General features: G+C 71.4%; 17 protein-coding genes and 2 pseudogenes. 3 read left to right on the top strand and 16 right to left on the bottom strand.

Annotated features, from left to right (window positions below; translation table 11 throughout):
• Positions 1–623 precede the first annotated feature (623 nt).
• From QE392_RS06190 to QE392_RS06165, 6 genes are all read right to left on the bottom strand, one after another.
• On the bottom strand, positions 624–1,607 hold the full coding sequence (locus tag QE392_RS06190; protein WP_307449515.1) for an LLM class F420-dependent oxidoreductase: 984 nt from the start codon (positions 1,605–1,607) through the stop codon (positions 624–626).
• A gap of 136 nt (positions 1,608–1,743) precedes the next feature.
• A complete protein-coding gene (locus tag QE392_RS06185; protein ID WP_307449510.1) occupies positions 1,744–2,715 on the bottom strand; it encodes a DNA-methyltransferase in 972 nt (323 codons plus the stop codon).
• Positions 2,694–3,743, bottom strand: coding sequence for a lipoate--protein ligase family protein (locus tag QE392_RS06180; protein ID WP_307449507.1), 1,050 nt, complete (start codon positions 3,741–3,743; stop codon positions 2,694–2,696). The genes QE392_RS06185 and QE392_RS06180 overlap by 22 nt, the downstream gene beginning before the upstream one ends.
• 190 nt (positions 3,744–3,933) lie before the next feature.
• A complete protein-coding gene (locus QE392_RS06175; protein WP_307454042.1) occupies positions 3,934–4,644 on the bottom strand; it encodes a DUF2079 domain-containing protein in 711 nt (236 codons plus the stop codon).
• On the bottom strand, positions 4,641–5,468 hold the full coding sequence (locus tag QE392_RS06170; protein WP_307449503.1) for a DUF2079 domain-containing protein: 828 nt from the start codon (positions 5,466–5,468) through the stop codon (positions 4,641–4,643). The genes QE392_RS06175 and QE392_RS06170 overlap by 4 nt, the downstream gene beginning before the upstream one ends.
• 71 nt (positions 5,469–5,539) lie before the next feature.
• A complete protein-coding gene (locus tag QE392_RS06165; RefSeq protein WP_307449500.1) occupies positions 5,540–6,388 on the bottom strand; it encodes an alpha/beta fold hydrolase in 849 nt (282 codons plus the stop codon).
• A 150-nt stretch (positions 6,389–6,538) separates the two neighbouring features.
• On the opposite strand from QE392_RS06165, the gene QE392_RS06160 reads away from it, so the two are divergent.
• On the top strand, positions 6,539–7,000 hold the full coding sequence (locus QE392_RS06160; protein WP_307449496.1) for a MarR family winged helix-turn-helix transcriptional regulator: 462 nt from the start codon (positions 6,539–6,541) through the stop codon (positions 6,998–7,000).
• Between the two features lie 8 nt (positions 7,001–7,008).
• Positions 7,009–8,370, top strand: coding sequence for an MFS transporter (locus tag QE392_RS06155; protein ID WP_307454040.1), 1,362 nt, complete (start codon positions 7,009–7,011; stop codon positions 8,368–8,370).
• 20 nt (positions 8,371–8,390) lie between these two features.
• On the opposite strand, the pseudogene QE392_RS06150 reads toward QE392_RS06155, so the two are convergent.
• The 4 genes and pseudogenes from QE392_RS06150 to QE392_RS06135 all read right to left on the bottom strand — a co-directional run bounded on the left by QE392_RS06150 (position 8,391) and on the right by QE392_RS06135 (position 13,361).
• Positions 8,391–9,671, bottom strand: a pseudogene (locus tag QE392_RS06150) (alpha-hydroxy acid oxidase).
• Between the two features lie 57 nt (positions 9,672–9,728).
• Positions 9,729–10,574 carry a transglutaminase family protein gene (locus QE392_RS06145; protein WP_307449493.1) on the bottom strand — a complete coding sequence of 282 codons (846 nt, stop codon included), beginning with the start codon at positions 10,572–10,574 and terminating at the stop codon, positions 9,729–9,731.
• Between the two features lie 52 nt (positions 10,575–10,626).
• Positions 10,627–11,559, bottom strand: coding sequence for an alpha-E domain-containing protein (locus QE392_RS06140; RefSeq protein WP_058233492.1), 933 nt, complete (start codon positions 11,557–11,559; stop codon positions 10,627–10,629).
• A complete protein-coding gene (locus QE392_RS06135; protein ID WP_307449489.1) occupies positions 11,553–13,361 on the bottom strand; it encodes a circularly permuted type 2 ATP-grasp protein in 1,809 nt (602 codons plus the stop codon). Before QE392_RS06135 ends, QE392_RS06140 begins: the two co-directional genes overlap by 7 nt.
• 159 nt (positions 13,362–13,520) lie before the next feature.
• On the opposite strand from QE392_RS06135, the gene QE392_RS06130 reads away from it, so the two are divergent.
• Positions 13,521–14,744 carry a carbamoyl-phosphate synthase large subunit gene (locus QE392_RS06130; RefSeq protein ID WP_307449485.1) on the top strand — a complete coding sequence of 408 codons (1,224 nt, stop codon included), beginning with the start codon at positions 13,521–13,523 and terminating at the stop codon, positions 14,742–14,744.
• A gap of 217 nt (positions 14,745–14,961) precedes the next feature.
• On the opposite strand, the gene QE392_RS06125 is transcribed toward QE392_RS06130, so the two are convergent.
• The 6 genes and pseudogenes from QE392_RS06125 to QE392_RS06100 form a co-directional block, all read right to left on the bottom strand.
• Positions 14,962–16,143, bottom strand: coding sequence for a zinc-dependent alcohol dehydrogenase (locus tag QE392_RS06125; RefSeq protein WP_307449482.1), 1,182 nt, complete (start codon positions 16,141–16,143; stop codon positions 14,962–14,964).
• Positions 16,144–16,230: 87 nt separating this feature from the next.
• Positions 16,231–16,950: a glycosyltransferase gene (locus QE392_RS06120; RefSeq protein ID WP_307454038.1), complete on the bottom strand. Its 720-nt coding sequence runs from the start codon at positions 16,948–16,950 to the stop codon at positions 16,231–16,233.
• Positions 16,947–17,603, bottom strand: a complete 657-nt coding sequence (locus QE392_RS06115; protein ID WP_307454036.1) for a class I SAM-dependent DNA methyltransferase — start codon at positions 17,601–17,603, stop codon at positions 16,947–16,949. The genes QE392_RS06120 and QE392_RS06115 overlap by 4 nt, the downstream gene beginning before the upstream one ends.
• A 328-nt stretch (positions 17,604–17,931) precedes the next feature.
• A pseudogene (locus QE392_RS06110) lies at positions 17,932–18,210 on the bottom strand (PIG-L deacetylase family protein); the annotation flags it as partial.
• 143 nt (positions 18,211–18,353) lie between these two features.
• Positions 18,354–19,400: an acyl-CoA dehydrogenase gene (locus tag QE392_RS06105; protein WP_307449479.1), complete on the bottom strand. Its 1,047-nt coding sequence runs from the start codon at positions 19,398–19,400 to the stop codon at positions 18,354–18,356.
• Between the two features lie 122 nt (positions 19,401–19,522).
• Complete coding sequence (locus QE392_RS06100; RefSeq protein ID WP_307449475.1) at positions 19,523–20,689, bottom strand: alpha/beta fold hydrolase; 1,167 nt, start codon at positions 20,687–20,689, stop codon at positions 19,523–19,525.
• Positions 20,690–20,832: the final 143 nt, after the last annotated feature.

Raw genomic sequence — 20,832 nt, 5'->3', positions numbered from 1 at the left:
CGCGCAGCGGGTGGCCCCGGGGCGCTGCGCGTGCCCCCGGGGCCACACACGCACACGACCCACCGGCAGCACCACCCCGCGCAGCGGCGTTGAGACGCAGCGGCCACGACAAGAAGGCGTCGGGGGTCTCCTTCGCGGGCGGCCGAGACCCGGGTGGACGGCCCGGGATGCCACGACCCGGCGCGCGCGGGGTGTTCGACGCTGCGGCATCCACCCCGCCGCCGACCCCGGCGCCGACGCGTGCCGCTGCCACGCTGCCCCGCGTGAGTCGCCAACATGTGTCGCTCGCGGGGCCCTCAAGGCGACAGAATCTGGCGACTCACGCGGGCGGAGACGGAGCGCGGGCTCGAACGTCGGCGTGTGGGAGTCGCTGGTCAGGTGCGGGAGGCGGACGGAGCCTTCCCGCGTGAGGGGTCAGTTTCTGTCGCTTCGCGGCGGGCAGAGCGACAATTCTCGACCCCTCACGCGGATGAGCGCGGTCAGGACGCCGGCTGACCTTCTTCGCGCTGCGCGTGATGCGCTGGCGGGAGGGCGCCGCATCCGCCGCCGCGTGAGGGGTCGAATTCCGTCGCCTCGCCGCGGGCAGAGCGACAATTCTTGACCCCTCACGCGGAGGAACGCGGTCAGAGGTGGGGGATGACCTCGCGCTCGAAGAGGGAGATGCCCGAGGTGTCGTAGGCGGCCTCGGGGAAGTAGTGGATCGCGTAGCCCAGGCCGTGCGCCGCCCGCTCCCTCAGCCGCTCGACGATCTGCTCGGGCGTGCCGAAGCCGTCGGACGCGCGGTAGTCGGCCTCGATGGCATCCGCGCGCTCGTCACCCACGTGCGGGCGCAGCCGTGCGACGACGGCGGCCAGGCGCTCCTCGGCCTCGGCCTCGGTCGCGGCGACGATGGTGTTGAAGTTCGTCGACCGGGTGATCTCGGCGGCGTCACGGCCCAGGGCATCGCAGTGCCCGCGCAGCACCTCGGACTTGTGGTCGAACTCCTCCAGCGACCCGCCGAAGTTCGTGTACGAGGCGTACTTCGCCGCGATCTTGAGCGTGACCTTCTCACCGCCGCCCGCGATCCACAGGGGGATGCCGCCCGGCTGCAGCGGCTGGGGCTGCACAATCGCGCCGTCGACCTCGTAGTACTTGCCCGACAGGGTGGCCTCCCCGGTGGTCCAGGCCTGATGCATGATCTCGACGCCCTCGCGCAGGCGTCCGAGCCGCTCGGCGATGGGAGGGAAGCCGTAGCCGTAGGCGCGCCACTCGTGCTCGTACCACCCGCCGCCGATGCCCATCTCGGCGCGACCGCCCGAGATCGCGTCGACGGTCGCGGCCACCTTCGCGAGATACGCGGGGTTTCGGTAACCCATGCACGTGCACATCTGGCCGAGGCGCACGCGGTCGGTCGCCGCAGCGAACGCGGCCATGAGCGTCCACGCCTCGTGCGTGGCCTCGGTGCTGGGCACGGGCGTGGTGTGGAAGTGGTCGTAGACCCACAGCGATGCCCACGGTCCGTCGTCGGCGCTCTGCGCGAGGGAGTTCATCACCCGCCAGTGTTCGGCGGGGTCGATACCCACCAGATCGAAACGCCAACCCTGCGGAACGAAGATGCCGAATTCCATGCGCTCACCCTAGGCGCGGGCACCGACATCGAGGGCCGGCGGGCCGGAACCCGTGGCTGCGGGACGGGTTGCGCGAGACGGGTTGCGCGGGCCGCGGGGCGGTCACACCGCCGGCGGCTCGGGTCCCCGGGCGGCTTCAGCCCGCGAACGGCTCCAGCCGCTTGTGCATCACGGCCACGGCATCGGCGTTGTCGTCGATGAGCACGCTGTGCCGCCCCAGCGGCGCCGCGACCGCGCCGAGCGTGCCGCTGCCGGCGAACATGTCGAGCACGCGGTCGCCGGGCCGGCTGGACGCCTGCACCATGCGCCGCAGCACGCCCTCGGGCTTCTGCGTCGGGTAGCCCGTCTTCTCGCGTCCCGTGGTCGGCACGATCGTGTGCCACCACACGTCGGTGGGCAGCTTCCCACGCGCGGCTTTCTCGGCCGTCACGAGACCCGGCGCCATGTACGGCTCGCGGTCGACGGCATCCGAGTCGAAGAAGTACGTCGACGGGTTCTTCACGTACACGAGGATCGTCTCGTGCTTCGTGGGCCAGCGGCGCCGCGTCTTCGCGCCGTAGTCGTACGCCCAGATGAGCTCGTTGAGGAACTTGTCGCGCCCGAACAGCGCGTCGCACATCACCTTGGCGTAGTGCACCTCGCGGTAGTCGAGGTGCAGGTAGAGCGTCCCGTCGTCGGCGAGCAGGCGCCACGCTTCGATCAGCCGCGGCTCGAGGAAGCCCCAGTAGTCGTCGAACCGGTCGTCGTAGGTGCGCAGGTCTCCCCGCAGGCGCGCGTACTCGCGGCCGTGGAAGCCGCGCTGCACCACCGGGGGCGGCGGCGGCTCCTCCTCGGGGAACGTCAGCATGTTCGGGTCGTCGATGGATGCCACGGCTTCGGGCTCCGCGGCATCCGGGGTCTCGTCGGCCGGCGGCGTCCACGTCGCCGACTCGACGGCCTTGGACCGCGTGCGGCCGGTGTTGAACGGAGGGTCGAGGTAGACGAGGGCGAACGAGCCGTCGGCGAAGGCCGGGGTGATGGAAAGGTTGTCGGCGTGGTGGATCTCGACGCTGCCGGGGGCGACGGCGTCGGCGGTGACGTCGACGCTCACGGGACGCGCTGCAGCCACGCGTCGGTGGCGAACTTCGACTCCACGAGCGCCTCGGCCTCGGCGTATTCCTCGTCGGTCACGTGGCCTTCCGTGGCGCCGTAGAGCGTCGTGAAGGTCTGGATGAAGCGGTCGATCACCTGATCGCGCGGCAGGCCGGTCTGGCTCCGCAGCGGGTCGACGCGCTTGGCGGCCGAGACGGTGCCCTTGTCGCTGAGCTTCTCGCGGCCGATGCGCAGCACCTCGGTGAGCACCTGCCCGTCCATGTCGTAGCTGAGGGTCGCGTGGTGCAGCACCCCGCCGTTGGCGAGGCGCTTCTGCGCGGCCCCGCCGATCTTGCCGTGGGGTCCGGCGATGTCGTTGAGCGGCTGGTACACCGCCTCGATGCCGAGCGAGCGCAGCGCCTGCAGCACCCAGTCGTCGAGGAACGCGTACGAGTCGGCGAAGGTCATGCCCGCGACGAGGGATGCCGGAACGTAGAGCGAGTACGTGACGATCGAGTTCGCGGCCATCAGCATCGCCCCGCCGCCCGAGATGCGGCGCACCACGTCGAAGCCGTGCTTGTCGGCGCCGGCGGGGTCGACCTCGTTGCGCAGCGACTGGAACGAGCCGATGACGACGGCGTTCTCGTTCCACTCCCATAGGCGCAACGTGGGCTTGCGCAGCCCGGCGCCGACGCGGGTGGTGAGCACCTCGTCGAGGGCGAGGTTCATCCGCGGCGAGACCGGGCGGTCGTGCACGACCTCCCACTCGAAATCGGCCCAGCCGGGCGCCGTGACGAGCGCGCGGCGCACGGCGGTGGCCACCGACTCGGGCGTGAAGCCCAGCAACTGCGCGCCCTCGGGGAGGGCCGCACGGACGGCGGCGGCGATCGTGGGGACGTCGGACTCGATCGGGAGGCCGTTGACGGCCGCGTCGATGTCGTCGAGGGCGTCGTCGGGCTCGAGGAAGAAGTCGCCCGCGAGGTGGAAGCCAGCGATGCGGCCCTCGCGTTCTTCGAGGTCGACGACGACCAGCTTCCCGCCGGGGACCTTGTACTCGCCGTGCATTGTCCCAGCCTACGGCGACGCGCCCCGCGGCACTCCCCGCCGGAGCGGGGCGGTCGGGCGGCGGCCCGCCGATCTTCGCACCCACGGCGTCCGTGGGCCCCGCCGACCCGCCCGGGGTGTCGGTGCACTCCCCGGCGGCGTGAGCGATCCGTGGCCGCACGAGTCGACGGGGAGCGCGGCGCCGCGCGGCTCAGCGGCAGGCGACCTGGTAACCGTCGCTGTCGAACACGGCGACGTAGCCGGCGCCGGGGAACAGGCGCTGGCCGACCTCGGTGACGCTGCCCCACTCGCCGGGCGTGCCCCCGGCGATGGTGTCGATGACGAGGCAGTCCGGCTCGGGATTGGCGTTGCCGATCCAGTACACGTCGTGGTCGCTGACGAGGTAGTTCATCAACCCGATGTCGCTCACGACGCTCGCCCCCTCCGGGACGGCGTCGATCGCCGCCTGGGCGCTCGCCGCTCGCGGCGACGGCTCCCAGCTCTCGGCCTTCACCAGCGAGAACAGCGGCAGCCCGGGCAGCAGCACGATCGCCGCCGTCACCGCGATCGCCGGGGCCTGCCGCACGTACGTCCGCATCCACGCCCAGCGCGAGGAGCGCCCGCGGTCGATGGCATCCAGGAGCGCGACGAACACGATCGGGATCAGCACCGCGCTGTAATGCCAGGTGGGCGCCCAGTAGCCGGAGTTGGTGGACAAGAACCGCCACGCGAGGGTCGGCAACAGCAGCAGCGCCACCGGCGAGCGCAGGACGAGGGCCGCGGAGGTGGCGAGGATGAGCGCGATCGTCTCGCCCTTGGCCGGGTCGAACAGACTCGCGGTGTCGGTGAGGACGGAGATCGGGTCCGCCTTGTCGGCGTAGGCCCACTCGCCGCCGGGGTTCAGGGCCGGCAACACGATCATCGTGGCCACGACGAACCACACCGCACCCCACACCGCGAGGCCCGCGCCCAGGCTCCCCCCGACAGGGGTCGTGGGGGTTCCGCCGTAGCGCTGCGCCGGGGCGAGCGGATGCCGCGCTCCCGCCAGGCGAGCAGCACGATGACCAGCCCGAGCATGACCACGGTCAGACCGAGGTCTTCCTTGACGAAGACCAGTGGCGCACCCCAGAGGCAGGCCGCCCGCCACCGGCGATCGAGCAAGGAGACGAGGCTCAGGGTGAGCAGGGGAACGGCGAGCGCGATCTCGTGGAATTGCGCGTCGGCGGCGTACTGCAGGCCCCAGGCGAAGCCGAAGGCGAGACCCAGCGCCACCCCGGCCGCGTCTCCCAGTCGGGCCCGCGCGGCGCTCGCGAACACCGCGGAAGCGAACGCGAAGCACGCGGCCTGGATGACCAGCAACGTGAGTGCCGAGGGGAAGATGGCGTAGAGGGGCGCGAGGATCGCGAGCAGCGGGTGGAAGTGGTCGCCGAGCAGGTTGTAGCCGTCGCCCTTGATGTCGACGATGGGCGGCTGGAGCGCCGCGTAATGCGCGAGCAGCTGCGTGAAGATGCCGAGATCCCACGAGCGCGCGGTGAAATGCGTCCACTGCTGTGCGGCGAAGGCGACGTAGCCGATGAGCACCACCGCGAAGACCGCGACGGGGACCGCCCAGTGGTCCCGGCGGTCCCAGACGCGGGCGAGGGCGGCCGACGCGCGACCGGCCGCGGCGCCGGGCCGAGAGGAGCCTCCGGCCGTCGGGGCGTCGGCCGGATCACCCGGCGTGGCGGGCGCGGACGTCTGGGTCATGCGCTCATCTTCGCCTACCGGGCGTCGCGGAATGAAGCGTCGAGGCGAATGCTCTTTCGCCCGCCCCGGGATCAGCCGCGGGCCGGCAGATGCGCGTCGAGCCACCGCAACACGTCGTCGCGGACCTCCCCCTGCTGCACCTCGTTGAAGACCTCGTGCCGCGCCCCCTCGTAGACGCGAACGGTGACGTCGGTGAGTCCGGCACGCCCGCGATACGCGTCGGCCAGGCGGTGCACGCTGCGCGGGCCGCCGACGGTGTCTTCGCGACCGACGAGCAGCAGCACGGGCACATCGCGGCCGAGATCGCGACGCGGACGGCCGGCGAGCTTCAGGCTCTCGATCGGCCCGAACAGCCGCGGCAGCGGCGTCGACGTCGTCAGCGGGTCGGCCACGAACGCGCGGCCGACCTCCTCGTCGCTCGACAGCCACTCCATGCCCGAGCCCCGCAGATGCTTCCACGGGCCGTTGAAATCACCCGCGTTCAGCGACCCCGGCCATCGCAGGGCCGACCCGGTGAGGATGACGGCGTCGAAGGCTTCAGGATGCCGGTCCAGCAGCATCTGCGCCAGGAACGACCCCCACGACTGCCCGATCAGCACCAGCGGAAGGTGGGGGTGCTCCTCGCGGATGCGCTGCGACAGCGTCCAGACGGCGTCGCGGGCAGCCGCACCGCCCCCGGGCCCGAGGCGGCCGAGCTTGCGACGGTCACCGCCCCATTGACGCAGTCCCGTGCGGCCGTGGCCGCGATGGTCGTCGGCGTAGACGGTGTACCCGTTCGCGACGAGGGCCTCGATTAGTGCGGAGTAGCGGCCCGCGTGCTCTCCCACACCGTGCAGCAGCTGCACCACGGCGCGGGGTTCGGCGGCCTCGTGCACGTCGTAGATGATGGAAATGCCGTAGGCATCGACGAACTCGGGCATGGGGCGAGTGTACGACCGCCTCCGCGCGGGACGGCGCGGGGCGATCAGCGCCCGCCGCCACCGCTCCGGCCGCCCACCGCAGATGCCGGCCGCGAAGCGCGGCATCCATTCTTTTAGCACGACTAATGAGCTAGGCTAACAATCAGGAACATGAACGACCGCGTCGACGAATCCCCCCTCACCGACAACAGTCACGATTTCAGCGCCGCAGCCTCCGAGTTGCGTATGGCGACGTTCCGACTGGCTCGTCGCCTCCGGGCTCAGCGAGCCGTGGACTCCATGAGCGACGGGCAGTTCGCCGTCCTCGCCGCCCTCACGGTGCACGGCGCGCACACGCTCGGCCAACTGGCCGAGCGTGAGCGCGTCACCGCACCGTCGATGAACCGCACGGTGACGCTCCTCGAGGACGCCGGGTATCTCACGCGGATCCCGGATGCCGCGGACCGACGACGGGTGACCATCGATCTGACCGCCCATGGCCGCACGATCGTCGACGAGACCGTCCGACGCCGTGACGCCTTCGTCGAGGAGGCGCTGGCCGAACTCACCCCCGACGAACGGGACACGCTGGCCCGCGCGGCCCTGATCATGAGGAAGGTGGCCGACAGGTGAGCTCGACGATGTTCCGGTCGCTGTCGATCTTCAACTACCGCGTCTGGTTCATCGGAGCCCTCGTCTCCAACATCGGCGCCTGGATGCAGGCCACCGCCCAGAACTGGGTGGTGCTGACGCAGCTGACCGACAACGACGCCGCCGCCATGGGCGTGACGATGGCCCTGCAGTTCGCTCCCCCGCTCCTCCTCGTCGGAGTCACGGGCTGGGTCGCCGACCGCTTCGACCGCCGCAGGCTCATCATGTGCACGCAGGGCGCCCTGCTCGTGCTGGCATTGGGCCTCGGCATCCTGCTCCTGACCGGCGCGATGACGCTCCCCCTCATGTACGGCTTCGCGCTCGCCCTCGGGGTGGCGACGGCGTTCGACAACCCCGCTCGCCAGGCGTTCGTCTCCGACCTCGTGTCGCAGGAGAACGCGTCGAATGCGGTGGCCCTGAACGCCGCATCCTTCAACACCGCGCGGCTGATCGGGCCCGCCGTCGCCGGCGTGATGATCGTGCTCGTCGGCACCGGCTGGGTCTTCCTCGTCAACGCCGTGACCTTCCTCGCCATGCTCGGCGCGCTGCTGGTCATGCGCCCGCACGAGCTCGTCGCCCGTGTGCGCCGCGGCGGCCCGGCGCGGCTCGCCGACGGCTTCCGGTACGTCGCCGGCCGCCCCGACCTCGTCGTCATCTTCGTCATGGTGTTCCTCCTCGGCGCCTTCGGCATGAACTTCCCGATCTTCGCGTCCACGATGGCCCTCGAGTTCGGCCGTGGCGCCGACGGCTTCGGTCTGCTCAGCTCCTTCGTCGCCATCGGTTCGCTCACGGGAGCGCTTCTGGCCGCACGGCGCGAACGCGCGCGGATGCGCGTGGTGGTGGTGGGCACCGGCGGCTTCGCCGTGGCATCCGTTCTGTCGGTGCTCGCGCCCGGCTACGAGACCTATGCGGCGACGCTGGTGCTCACCGGATTCTGCGTCGTGACGACCCTCACCACCGCCAACGGGTACGTGCAGACCACGACCGATCCGGCCCTGCGCGGTCGCGTGATCGCGCTGTACATGGCGATCCTGCTCGGCGGCACGCCCGTGGGCGCCCCGATCGTCGGCGCCGTGGCGGCGGCGTTCGGCCCGCGGATGGCGATCGGTGTGGCCGCGGTCGCAGCGCTGGTCGCCTGCGGCATCGGCGTCGCGTGGACGCTGGCCTCCGGTCGCGTGCACCGCCACGAGACGAGGCGCTTCCGCCTGACCGTCGACGACACGCGGCCGATCACGACGGTGGACCCGGAGCCCGAGGACTTCAGCGACGAGATCGCCGGGACGACCCCGATCCCGCTCCCGCCCGGGGAGCGCACGCCCCGCCCGGTGCATCGCCCGCGACACGGCGCCTGAGCCGGCGTCGCCCGCGAGGGTCAGACCCGCGACGCGATCTGCTGATCACCCACCGGCACCAGCCGGGTGAGCTGGGTGACGTGCCGCGGCTCGAGCTCGGCCAGCGACGACACGCCGAGCAGGGTCATGGTGCGTTCGATCTCGCCGCGGAGGATCGCGATGGTGCGATCCACACCCTGACGTCCGCCGGCCATGAGGCCGTACAGGTAGGCCCGGCCGATGAGGGTGAATTTCGCGCCGAGAGCGATGGATGCCACGATGTCGGCGCCGTTCATGATGCCGGTGTCGACCATGACCGTGGCGTCCTTCCCGACTTCGCGCACGACCTTCGGCAGCAGATGGAAGGGGACCGGAGCACGGTCGAGCTGGCGCCCGCCGTGATTGGACAGCACGATGCCGTCGACGCCCCGGTCGATGAGGCGCGCGGCATCCTGAACGTTCTGCACGCCCTTCACCACGAGCTTGCCCGGCCACATGCCGCGGATGACGTCGAGGTCGTCGTCGCTGATCGTCGGGTCCATCGCCGCGTTCAGCAGCTCGCCGACGGTGCCGCCGGTGGTGCTGAGAGAGGCGAACTCCAGCTTGGGGGTGGTGAGGAAGTCGTACCACCACCAGGGGGCGCGGGATGGCGTTGACGATCGTGCCGAGGGTGAGCTGCGGCGGGATCGAGAAGCCGTTGCGCTTGTCGCGCAGCCGGGCGCCCGCGATCGGGGTGTCGACGGTGAACTGCAGGGTGTCGAACCCCGCGGCGGCCGCGCGTTCGACGAGACCGTAGGAAATCGAGCGGTCCCTCATGACGTACAGCTGGAACCAGTTGCGTCCCGGGATCGGTCCCTGAGGCTCTCGAAGGGTGGCGGCCTTGACGTCTTCGATCGAGGTCGTGCCCAGTGTCGACAGGGTGAACGGGATGCCGGCGGCCGCCGCCGCCGAAGCGCCCGCGGTCTCGCCCTCCGTCTGCATCAGACGCGTGAAGCCGGTCGGCGCGATGCCGAACGGCAGCGCCGACGGGCCGCCGAGGATCTCGCACGAGGTGTCGACGACCGCCGCCGGTCGCAGGATGTCGGGGTGGAACTCCACGTCCTCGAACGCCCGCCGCGCACGAGCGAGCGACAGCTCTCCCATTCGGCCGCCCCGTCGGTGTAGTCGAAAGCGGCCTTGGGTGTGCGGCGCTTCGCGATCGCGCGCAGATCGGCGATGGTCAACGCCGCATCGAGGCGCCGCTTCCGCGCGTCGAGCTCGGGCTTCTTGAACTGCATGAGCTCGAGGAACTCGCCGACTTTAGGGAGCTGTCGCTGCACCATGAGAGGTCTCTCTTCCATGTGGTCTGACCACATAGTAGGACCCCGCTCCGCGCCGCGCTACGTCTCGCGGGTGATCGTCACCTTCACCTTGAGGTTGCTGCGGCCCGGTCCGGCGTAGACCCCGCGGAGCGGCGGCACGTCGTTGTAGTCGCGGCCGCGGCCCACGAGCACGTGTCGGTCGCCGATCTCGATGTTGTTGGTGGGGTCGAAGCCCTGCCAGTCACCCGCGAACCATTCCACCCAGGCATGCGACTCGCCCGTCACCGCTTCGCCGACCTCGGCGGAGGGCTTGGGGTGCAGGTAGCCCGACACGTAACGGGCCGGGATGCCGACCTCGCGCAGCGCCCCGATCGCAATGTGCGCGATGTCCTGGCAGACGCCCTTGCGCGCCTCCCACGCGTCGACCGCGGTCGAATGCACACCCGTGACGCCCTGCATGTAGTCGATCGCATCGCCGATCGCCTCGGCGATGGCGTGCGCAGCGGGACCGGGACGGTCGTGCTGCGCGGCGATCGTGCGAGCGAGCTCGGCGACCTCGGGATGCGGGATCGTGCGGCGCGTCTGCGTGAGCTGCTCGACGGTCGCGATCGAGCGTGACGCCTCGTCGGCCAGCTGCTCCCACGTGATGTCGGCGTGCTCGATGGGTCGCGGGCGCACCTCGACGAGCGACCGCGCCGTGATCATGAGCGCCGCGTGCGGCGACAGCACGTCGAACGCCGCGACCCGCGTACCGAAGTAGTCGACGTACTGGTTCACGGAGGTCGACGGCTCGATGTCGAGCGACGAACTCAGCACGAACTGGTTCTCGGTCGAGTGCGGAAGCATACGCGCTTCGTTGTACGACGCCGAGACGTCGCCCGGGTAGATGAAACCGGTCTGGTGTTCGATGCGCAGGCGCTTCATCGCTGGCCTCCCGCCGTCGTCGTCGGCACGCCGGCCGTGGTGGTGGCATCCGTCATGAGATCTCCCCGATCCAGCTGGGCTCGGCCTGGGTCGGGAAGAAGCGCGAACGGATCGCCTCCGAGGCCTCCCGTGTGACGGTCTGCACGCGCTGCATGTGCTCGGGCAGATCGGTGAGCACATCGCTGACCGGGCGGTACTCGAGGTCGTTGCGGATCTGCCCGAGGGCGCGCAGCACCGTGTTCGAGTGGCCGACCCGGTCTGCCCGGGGATCGATCGCACTCATGCAGTCCTCTGCGCGCTGGATCGAGTAGATGATCGAGCGCGGGAACAGCCGGTCGAGCAAGAGAAACTCGGCGGCGTTGCGGGCGCTCGGCATCCCCCGATACGTGCGGAGGTACGCCTCGTACGCGCCGCAGGAGCGCAGGATCGTCGTCCACGACGGGCCCGACACCTCGGTGAGCGACCGCGTGGCGAGGAGCCGTGCGGTCATGTCGGTGCGCTCGATGCTGCGCCCGAGGGTGAAGAACTGCCAGGCCTCGTCGCGGTTCGTCGAGGAGTCGACGATGCCGATCGCCAGGGCTGCGCGCTCGCGCACCCACTGGAAGAACTCGTGCACCTTGTCGGTCTGCAACCGCCGCGGCATCCGGGAATTGGTGGTGTTCAAGATCTCCCAGAGCTCGGTCGAGACGATCTCGCGGGCACGGCGGGCGTTCTCACGTGCAGCCGTGAGCGAGTACGCGATGCTCGACGGGTTCATGCGGTCGACGGCGAGGCGGGCGAGCACGTCGTCGCGGCGCACCGTGTCGACGTTCTCGGGCCAGGCCGACCCCATGACGCTCAGCAGCGACCGGCACGCGGTGTCCTCGTCGATCCAGGGATCCTCGAGGAGCAGCTGGAGGTGCACGTCGAGGATGCGCGCGGTGCCGTCGCTGCGCTCGATGTAGCGTCCGATCCAGAACAGGCTCTCGGCGATCCGGCTCAGCATGCGTCGCCCTCCTGCTTCTGCGCCCGCGGGGGCGTCGACGACGCCGTCATGCGCTGCGACTGCCGCTGCCGTCCCTGTTGCTGCTGCTGCGACTGCGACTGCCGGCCTTGCTGCTGCTGCTCCGCCTGCGGACCGTGCTGCACGTCGACCTCGGCCTGCTGCTGCTGCTCCTGCTGGTCGCGCCCCGGTCGGTGATCGCGCGGTGACGTGGCGGGAGCGGGCTGCCCGTCGTAGATGATCGGGATGGCCTCGGTGACCGCCGCCTGGTCGGCGACGAGACCGGACACGCCGTTGCCCTGGCCGTACTCGACGTGACCCGGGGCCGCGCCGCCGACGATCCAGGTGTCCTTCGAGCCGCCGCCCTGGCTGGAGTTGACCACGAGCTGCCCCTCGGGCAGGGCGACACGGGTGAGCCCGCCGGGCAGCACCCAGATGTCGTCGCCGTCGTTGACCGCGAACGGTCGAAGGTCGGCGTGCCGGGGCCGCATCCCGTCCTCCACCAGCGTGGGGATCGTCGAGAGCATCACGACCGGCTGTGCGATCCACCCGCGCGGGTCGGCGAGCAGGCGCTTGCGCAGCGTCTCGAGTTCGGCGGGCGAGGCGTCGGGACCCACGACGAGTCCCTTGCCGCCGGAGCCGTCGACCGGCTTGACCACCAGTTCCGGGAGACGGTCGAGAACCTCTTCGAGAGCACCCGGGTCCTCCAGGCGCCACGTGTCGACGTTCTTCAGGATCGGCTCCTCGGCGAGGTAGTACCGGATCAGGTCGGGCACGTACGTGTAGAGCAGCTTGTCATCGGCCACGCCGTTGCCGACCGCGTTGGCGATCGTGACGTTGCCCAGACGCGCGGCGAGCATGAGCCCGGGCGCACCCAGCATCGAGTCGGCGCGGAACTGCAGCGGGTCGAGGAAGTCGTCGTCGACGCGGCGGTAGATCACGTCGACGCGCTGCGGGCCGCGTGTGGTGCGCATGAACACCTTGCCGCCGATGCACAGCAGATCGCGCCCCTCGACCAGCTCGACGCCCATCAACCGCGCGAGCAGCGTGTGCTCGAAGTACGCCGAGTTGTAGACACCCGGGGTGAGCACGACGATGTTCGGGTCGTCGATTCCGGGCGGGGCCGAGGCACGCAGCGCCGCGAGCAGCTTGTTCGGATAGTCGCCGACGGGCCGCACGCGCATCGAGACGAAGAGCTCGGGCAGCGTCTGCGCCATGACACGGCGGTTCGAGATGACGTACGAGACGCCGGATGGCACGCGCACGTTGTCTTCGAGAACGCGCATCTCGCCGTGCTCGTCACGGATGAGGTCGATGCCCGACACCTGGATGCGGACGCCGTTGGCGCTGCGGATGCCGGCGGCCTGGCGGTAGAAGTACTGCGACGACGCGATGAGCCCGGCGGGCAGGATGCCGTCGCGTACGCAGTGCTGGTTGCCGTAGGCGTCGTCGAGGAACGCCTCGAGCGCGCGCACGCGCTGCTTCACGCCGGCCTCGATGCGTGACCACTCGTCGTAGGCGATGACGCGGGGCACGGCATCCAGCGGGAAGGGCCGCTCCTCGCCCGCGAAGTCGAACGTCACGCCCTGCGCGAGATACGAGCTGGCCAGCGATTCGGTGCGACCGCGCAACTCCTCTTGCGTCATCTTCGCCAGCGTCTGATAGAGCTCCCGGTACGCCTCGCGCGAGGGCGCGGTGTCGCCGGCACTGGCCGGGACACCGAACATCTCGTCGTACGCCGGGACGCCGGATGCGGTCTTGCGCGGCGCCAACGTGGAGCCGTAACCGTCGAACAGGTCACCCATGCGACGACTCTACTCAGCGGAGTGTTGCCGTTTCGTTTCCCGGATCCATGACCACGGCGTCCAGGGCGCGCCGCACGGTGCCGCACCCGCGCCGTACGCTGCCGGTTTCGCTGCGGATAGAGTGACGCCAACGTCCGCCGCCACGACAGGGGTGCCCTCATGCGCGTGCTCGTCACCAGTTCCCGCAACACCTTCGCGCTCGATCTGATCCGCAAGCTCGGAAGCGTCGGACACACCGTTTTCGCCAGCGACACCTATGACGGCGCGGTGGGGAACCACTCCCGTTTCCTCGCCGGGCACCTGACGACCCCCTCGCCGCGCTTCGAGACCGACGCCTTCGTCGCCACCGTGAACGCGTACGTCGAGCGGCACGGGATCGACGTCGTCATCCCGACTTTCGAGGAGGTCTTCTACCTCGCGGCCCGCGCGTCCGACCTGCCCGCGGGTGTGCGCCTGTACGCCGGTCGGTTCGCCGACCTGGCCCGTCTGCACGACAAGGCCAGCTTCCAGCGGCTCGCCCAGGATGCCGGGGTGCCCATCCCGGAAACGGTCGTCGTCACCTCCCCCGAGGAGCTGCAACGGGCGATCGACTCCTTCCCCCGATATTTCGCGCGTGCGGCGTTCTCGCGCGGCGGCGTGGGCCTGCTGACCAACACCGGCCCCCTCGCGGGGAAGGTGCCCGTCGAGGACTGCGTCCCGACCCCGGAGCAGCCGTGGCTCGTGCAGCCCTTCGTGGACGGGCCGATGGTGTGCACCTACAGCGTCGTGGTCGACGGGAAGGTGCAGGCGCACACGACGTACAAGGCGGCCGAGCAGTGGGCGCACTCGACCGCGATCGCGTTCATCGCCGTCGACAGCACCGACACCCTCCGGTACACGCAGCAGCTCGTCGATGCGCTCGACCCCGGCTTCACGGGGCAGCTCTCGTTCGACTTCGTCGATCACGGCACGGACGCCGCACCCGACTACAAGATCATCGAGTGCAACCCGCGGCCCACCAACGGCGTCATCCTGCTCGAGGCGGACGACGTGTCGAAGGCCATCCAGGGCGAGCTCGCCGAGCCCGTCGTCGCGATCCCGGGAACCGAACGCCAGATCACACTCGCGGTGATCGCGGATGCGTTCACCGAGCCGCTGTCGCACCTGCCGAAGACCCTCCACGATCTGCTGACGGTGCGCGACGTGGGCGCCGGGTGGTGGGACGACGCCGCGATGCTGTGGAGCCCGGCCACCATCGTGCACGGCGCGAAGATCTCCCACGGCGACCGCAAGGAGGCGCTCGCCGCCCTCGGCGACGACATCGTCTGGAACGGCGAACCCATCGCCGGGATGAGCGAGACGGATGCCGCGGCCCTGGCGGCCGTGCACGCCGGCCGGGTCTGACCCCCGCCGCCCCGGCATCCCCCTCCGTCCCCTCCCGCCCGAGTCCCCGCGCCGCCGCGCCGCCTGCGCGTGAGGGGTCAAGAAGTGTCGCTTGGCACCCCCTCCAGGCGACAAATTCTGACCCCTCACGCGCCCCGCCCGCCCTCCGACGCGCCGCCCGTCCCGACCGCGCGCGCACTGCTCGCGCCGCGCCGCGCAGGCGGGAGGGAGGCCGGGGTCAGGAGGCGGGGCGGAGGACGACCTTGATGCAGCCGTCCTCCTTCTTCTGGAACGTCTCGTACAGGCCGGGAGCGTCTTCCAGCGGGGCGTGGTGCGTCACGAGGTTCATCACGCCGAGCGGATCGGCGGGGTCTTCCACCAGCGGCAGCAGGTCGTCGATCCAGCGCTTGACGTTGCACTGCCCCATGCGCAGATTCAGCTGCTTGTCGAACATCGTCTTCATCGGCAGCACGTCGGCCTCACCCGCGTACACGCCGCTGAGCGACACCGTCCCGCCCCGGCGCACGAGGTCGATCGAGGCGTAGACCGCGGCGAGGCGGTCGAGCCCGGCCTTGTCCATGAGCTTTCGTGCGAGGGCGTCGGGCAGCAGGCCGACGGCGTTCTGGGCCAGCTTGATGCCGCCGTTGCCGTGGGCCTCCATGCCGACGGCATCCACCACCCCGTCCGCCCCGCGGCCCTCGGTGAGGTCGACGAGCTCGTCGACCACCGTGTCGGTGAGGTCGTATGTCAGGATGCCGTGGCGCTCGGCCATCGCGCGACGCTCGGACTCCGGCTCGATCGCGAGCACGCGGTAGCCCAGGTGCACGCCGATACGTGCGGCGAACTGCCCCACCGGGCCGAGCCCCATGACGGCGAGCGTGCCGCCCTCGGGGACGTTCGCGTACTGCACGCCCTGCCAGGCCGTCGGCACGATGTCGCTGAGGAAGAGATAGCGGTCGTCGGGCAGGTCGTCGCCGACGCGGATGTGGTTGTAGTCGGCCAGGGGCACGCGCAGGTACTCCGCCTGCCCGCCTGGCACCTGGCCGTAGAGCTTGGTGTAACCGAACAGCGCAGCCCCGCTGCCGTACTCGCGCACCTGCGTCGTCTCGCACTGCGACTGCAGGCCCCGTCGGCACATGAAGCAGTGGCCGCACGAGATGTTGAACGGCACGACGATCCGGTCGCCGACGGCGAGGTTCGCCACGGCCGACCCCACCTCCACGACGACGCCCATCGGCTCGTGTCCGAGCACGTCGCCCTTGTCGATGAACGGGCCGAAGAGCTCGTACAGGTGCAGGTCGGAGCCGCAGATGGCCGTCGAGGTGATCTTCACGATCGCGTCGGTCGGTTCGAGGATCTCCGGGTCGGGGACGTCCTCGACGCTCACGTTGCGCGTGCCCTGCCAGGTCAGTGCCTTCATGGTGGTGCCTCTCTTTCCGGGGGATGCTCAGTGTGGGGCGGCTCACCGGGGGCCGCCGAGGTGGTTGACGAGCCCCCGGGCGGTGCGTCACGCGCCGGGAGCGGCGAGGGGCGGTGCGTCGATCCAGGCGTGCACGCGCGCGAGGAACGCGGCGTATCCCGCGGGGGTGCGCCCGACGAGGCGTCCCGAGGTCTCGACCTCGTGCACGTCGCTCGCCCGTTCGCGCGCGCCGAGTGCCCGCACCGCCCGGACGAGCGCCACATCCTCGTGTTCGACCAGATCCGGGATGCCACCGGCCTCGGCGTAGGTGCTCGCCCGCACGCCGAGATTGGCACCGTGCACGTTGCCGGGCGGGCGTCCGCGGTGGTGCGTCGCGCGCCAATAGGAGGCGTGCCGGGCACTGAGGTCGGCGAAGTCGGGACGGACGGTGCCGAGCACGAGGTCGACGCCCGCATCGGCGAGGTCGAGCTGGTGCGTGAGCCAGTCGCGGGGCACGACCGTGTCGGCATCCGTCATCGCGATCCACGTGTCGTGGGGGCTCGCGTCGAGCAGCGACAGGGCGTGCGCGACACCGGTGCGGCGCGCGGTGCCGACGTTGCGCGCCTCGATCTCGATGCGGTGGACCGGCCAGCGCCGGGCCTGCGGTGCGGTGGTGTCGGAGCAGGCGTCCAGCACCACGACCACCGTCGCGACGAGGTCGGGGTGGCGCTGCTGCGCCGCCGCCACCGCCCGGCCGACCGAGGCGAGACAGCGCCCGATCAGCGCCTCCTCGTCGTGCGCCGGGATGACCACGGCCACGGCCCTCATGACACGAGCCCGGCTTCGGTGGCCACCGACCGTGCGCCCGGGTGACCGAACACCTCCAGCACGAAGTCCTCCTCCTCGTGCCGCACGAGGCGCACCAGGTCGGGTCGTGCGGCGAGCGCGTCGTGCACGTCGTCGCCGGTGTGCGGGTACTCCGCGACCGGATGCCGCCAGTGGCAGGCGACGAGGTGACCGTCGGGGCTGAGCGATGCGACGGCCGCGGTGAGCCCGCGATCGAGGTCGGCCCCGGCCCAGTAATAGGCCACTTCCGACAGCACGACGAGGTCGAACGCTCCCTCGGGCCAGTCGTCGGGGAGCATCGCGCGACGAAGCTCCACGTGGTCTCGCCCGGCCAGCCGTCGCCGGGCGCGCTCGAGGGCCGCGGGGGCGAGGTCGACGGCGAGTACCCGATCGCTGCGGTCGGCCAGGTGCGCGGTGAGAGCGCCCGTCGAGCACCCCGCTTCGAAGGTCGCGCGGTAGTGGCGCCAGGGCAGGGCGGCCAGCAGCGCGGCGCGTTTGCGCTCCTCGTACCAGCGCGAATCGAAAGCCCCACGGGTCGTCGTGCCGGGCGTACATGTCGTCGAAGTACGCCTGGCCGACGGATGCCACCGGCTCGCGTTCGCCGGCCGATCGATCCGCGACACGCGCTCGGTCACCCGCGTCCGCGCCCGCCGGAGCGAGGAACACCTCGGCATCCCGCTCGAAGTGCGCACGCATGCCGGGGTGCACCACCGGCTCGTCGCCGGGCGCGGCAGACAGGGGGAGGAACTGGCTCGCGTGCGCGTCGAGGGCGCGGGTCCTGGCATCCTTCACCCCGGTGCCGAGGGCGAGACGCTCGGCACGGTCCCAGGGCACGTCGTCGGGGCCGCCCCAGTGCCAGAGCCAGATGGGGAACGCGCGCGACCTCACTCTCCGCGCCGCACACACCTCCTCGACGACCTCGCCCACGACGCGGTGGTCGCGGTGCCCGTCGCCGCGCCAGGTCGACAGGACAAGCGTTCGGTCGGAGCCGGCGCTGTCGAGGATGTCGACGAGCGCTGCGGCGATGGCATCCCGATGCTCGTCGGTACCACCGTCGGGAAGGCCGAGGAAGACGGGAGCCCCGCTGAGACCGAGGGCCTCCGCGGCGGCGTGCAGTTCTCTGCGCCGCATCAGCGCGAGCGTCGCGGGCGTGTGCGTGGGCGAGTCGGGGTGCGACCCCTCGCCATCGGTCGCGATGAGGAGGTCGACCGGGATGCCGCGTGCGGCGGCCGTGGCGAGCACTCCCGCAGCGCCGAGCGTCTCGTCGTCGGGGTGCGCCGCGACGACGACGATCCGGTCGACGTCGAGGTCGAGCGTCGGGAGGTCGCGCGGCAGACCGGCGCTCCAGACGGCTTCGTCGGTGCCCGGGTCACGGTGGTCGAAGCTCACCACGCGCCGCCTCCGTTCGCGATGTCGCCGCCGATCCTCGCGAGGTCGCGCTCCGCGTGATGCTGCCGCACGTAGACCTGCAGGTCGGCCACGCGCCGCGCGTGCGCCTCGTCGGCGACGAGCGGCAGCGGCCCGAGGGCGTGCGCGGCCTCGGCGATCGTCGTCTCGACCGCGTCGGCGATCACCGTGCGCGCGCGGGCGGCTCGCAGACCCTCGGATGCCGTGCCCCCGGCGCGGAACACCGCCGCGGTCTCGACGAGCACGGTGCGTGCGGCCCACAGCGCCGTGTCGGCTCGCCCGAGGTGCACGCGGGAGAGCTGGTCGGCGCGGGTCCCGCGTGCCGCGTCGGCGAGCGCCACGCGCAGGGGCAGCGCCGCGCCCCACCAGCACGCCGCGACACCGACCCCGCCGTGGGCGAAGCCCGGGCGGCGCAGATACCACCCGGCATCCCCCACCGCCACGGCACGTGCCCCGTCGACGTCGATCGGGGCGCTGACGACGCGGTCGAGCCCCCGGGCGTGCCATGGCCCCGAGCGAGGTGTCACCGCGGGATCGCGCAGGTCGATCGCGAAGAGCTGCCGCCGCTCGTCGTCGATCCACGCGGTGATGAGCGCGCGGTCGAGATCCGCCGCCAGCGAGCACCACGGCTTGGTGCCGTGCAGCGTCCAGGTACCGTCGGCCTGCCGCGCCTCGAGACGCACGCCCGGTCCCTCCGCGGCGAAGACGCCCCAGCAGCCGTGCGTGTCGAGATCGAGCGGGATCTCGGATGCCGCGGCCTCGTCGAGGATCGCCAGGGCGTCGAGATGCGGCTCGAGCACGCGGGCCGCCGTGACGTCGCGCGCCGCGACCGCGGCGAGCAGCTCCCACGTCGCCGCGAGAGAGGACGGCCGGGCGATGCTCCCCGCCCAGGAGAGGGTCGCCGCGATGTCGGTACCGAACCCGTCGACGTCGTCCGCGCGCGCGAGGGCGTCCCGGACGTCGCCAAGGCCGGGGGTGTCGGCGGGGAAGAGGAGGGGGAATGGCGGATGGTGGCCGTCTGTCACCGCGACAGCATCGGAACGGTGGCGGATATCGTCCAGATCGTTGACATCGCGGTGCGTACCTGCGAAACGCCTCGGGCCCGCAGGCGCACCCGCGCGATTCGGACCCGCGCGGGAACGACTCCTCAACGCGGAAGCACGCGACGGCGTAGCAGCGCGTCGAGGCGCGCGAGAGGCAGCAGCAGGCCGGGGAGCGATGCCGACAGCCCCCTCCGCGGCAGGCGGTCGAGGGCCGCCTCCTCGCCGGGCAGACGTGCCTGCTGCCCGCGGACCAGCCGCCGCGTCGCGTTCAGCAGCGCCAGCGGGTGGGTGTCGAGGGCGCTGTGCCCGTTGCGGATGCGCACCAGCGCGGCATCCGGTGCCGATGCGGCGATCCGCTCGGCGATCGCGGGCGGAGTACGCAGGTCGCGATCGCCCGCGAGCACCACCAGCGGGAAGGCGAACGCGCGCACCGCCTCGACGAGGTCGAGCGGCTCGCCGACGAACGCCGGGAAGCGCGGCGCGAGCGGCAGATACGTCAGCGCCGGGTCGAGGGGGTGGCCGTCGGGCGTGCCGGCATACCCCAGCTCCCGGAACGCGATCGTGCCGACGAGATCGAACTCGTAGACGCCGGGGATCCGCGGCAGGCCACCGTCGCGGGTGGCGTAGGCCCCGAGCGCCTTCCACGCCAAGCCGGGCCGGTGGCGCAGAAGCGGGAGCACGAGCTCGGTGCCGCCGAGCTCGTAGGCCGCGCGCACGATGTCGAGCACCACGCGCGGGGTGACACCGGCGGCCATCAGACGTCTCACGCCGGCGGCGAGCTCGTCGTCGGCATCCCAGAACAACTCTCGCAGGCGCGCGCGCTCGAGTCCGATGTCGCGCGTGGACTGCAGGGCCGAATCGAGCAGCATGGCCGCCACACGATCCGGATGCCGTGCCCCGAACGCCATCGCCAGGTAACTGCCGTACGACGAACCGACGATGACGGCGCGCGTGACGCCCTCGGCGTCCAGCACGGCGACGAGGTCATCGAGCACCGCGTCGATGCGCATCGCCGACGGGGGAAGCGGCCGCCCGGTGAGGTCCGTACGCGACCGGCCGATGCCGCGGTGCTCCATCATCACGATGTCGAGCCCGCCGTCGGCCGCCCACCGCCGCAGGCCGCGGTACGGCAGCAGCGAGGCGAGTCCCGGGCCGCCCGGGATGACGACCACGGGCGTTGCGCCGCGCGGCCCGGAGCGCACGGAGGCGAGGTCGAACGCCGGCGCGCCGTGGGCTGCCGGGCGGCGGATCACCCGCGGGATCTCGCGCATGCCTGCACGCTACTCGCGTGCGGCCACGCGGAGGTCGGATGCTCCGATGAAGACGTGGGCATTCTCCCTCGCGTGTCATGCGACGGATGCGCGCGGCGGCGCACGCGCCGGGGATGCCGGTTGGCTGTGAGTTCGGGAGGGGA

Source organism: Microbacterium proteolyticum (assembly GCF_030818075.1).
Lineage (GTDB): Bacteria > Actinomycetota > Actinomycetes > Actinomycetales > Microbacteriaceae > Microbacterium > Microbacterium proteolyticum_A.
This window is presented reverse-complemented; position numbering and strand designations above follow the sequence as displayed.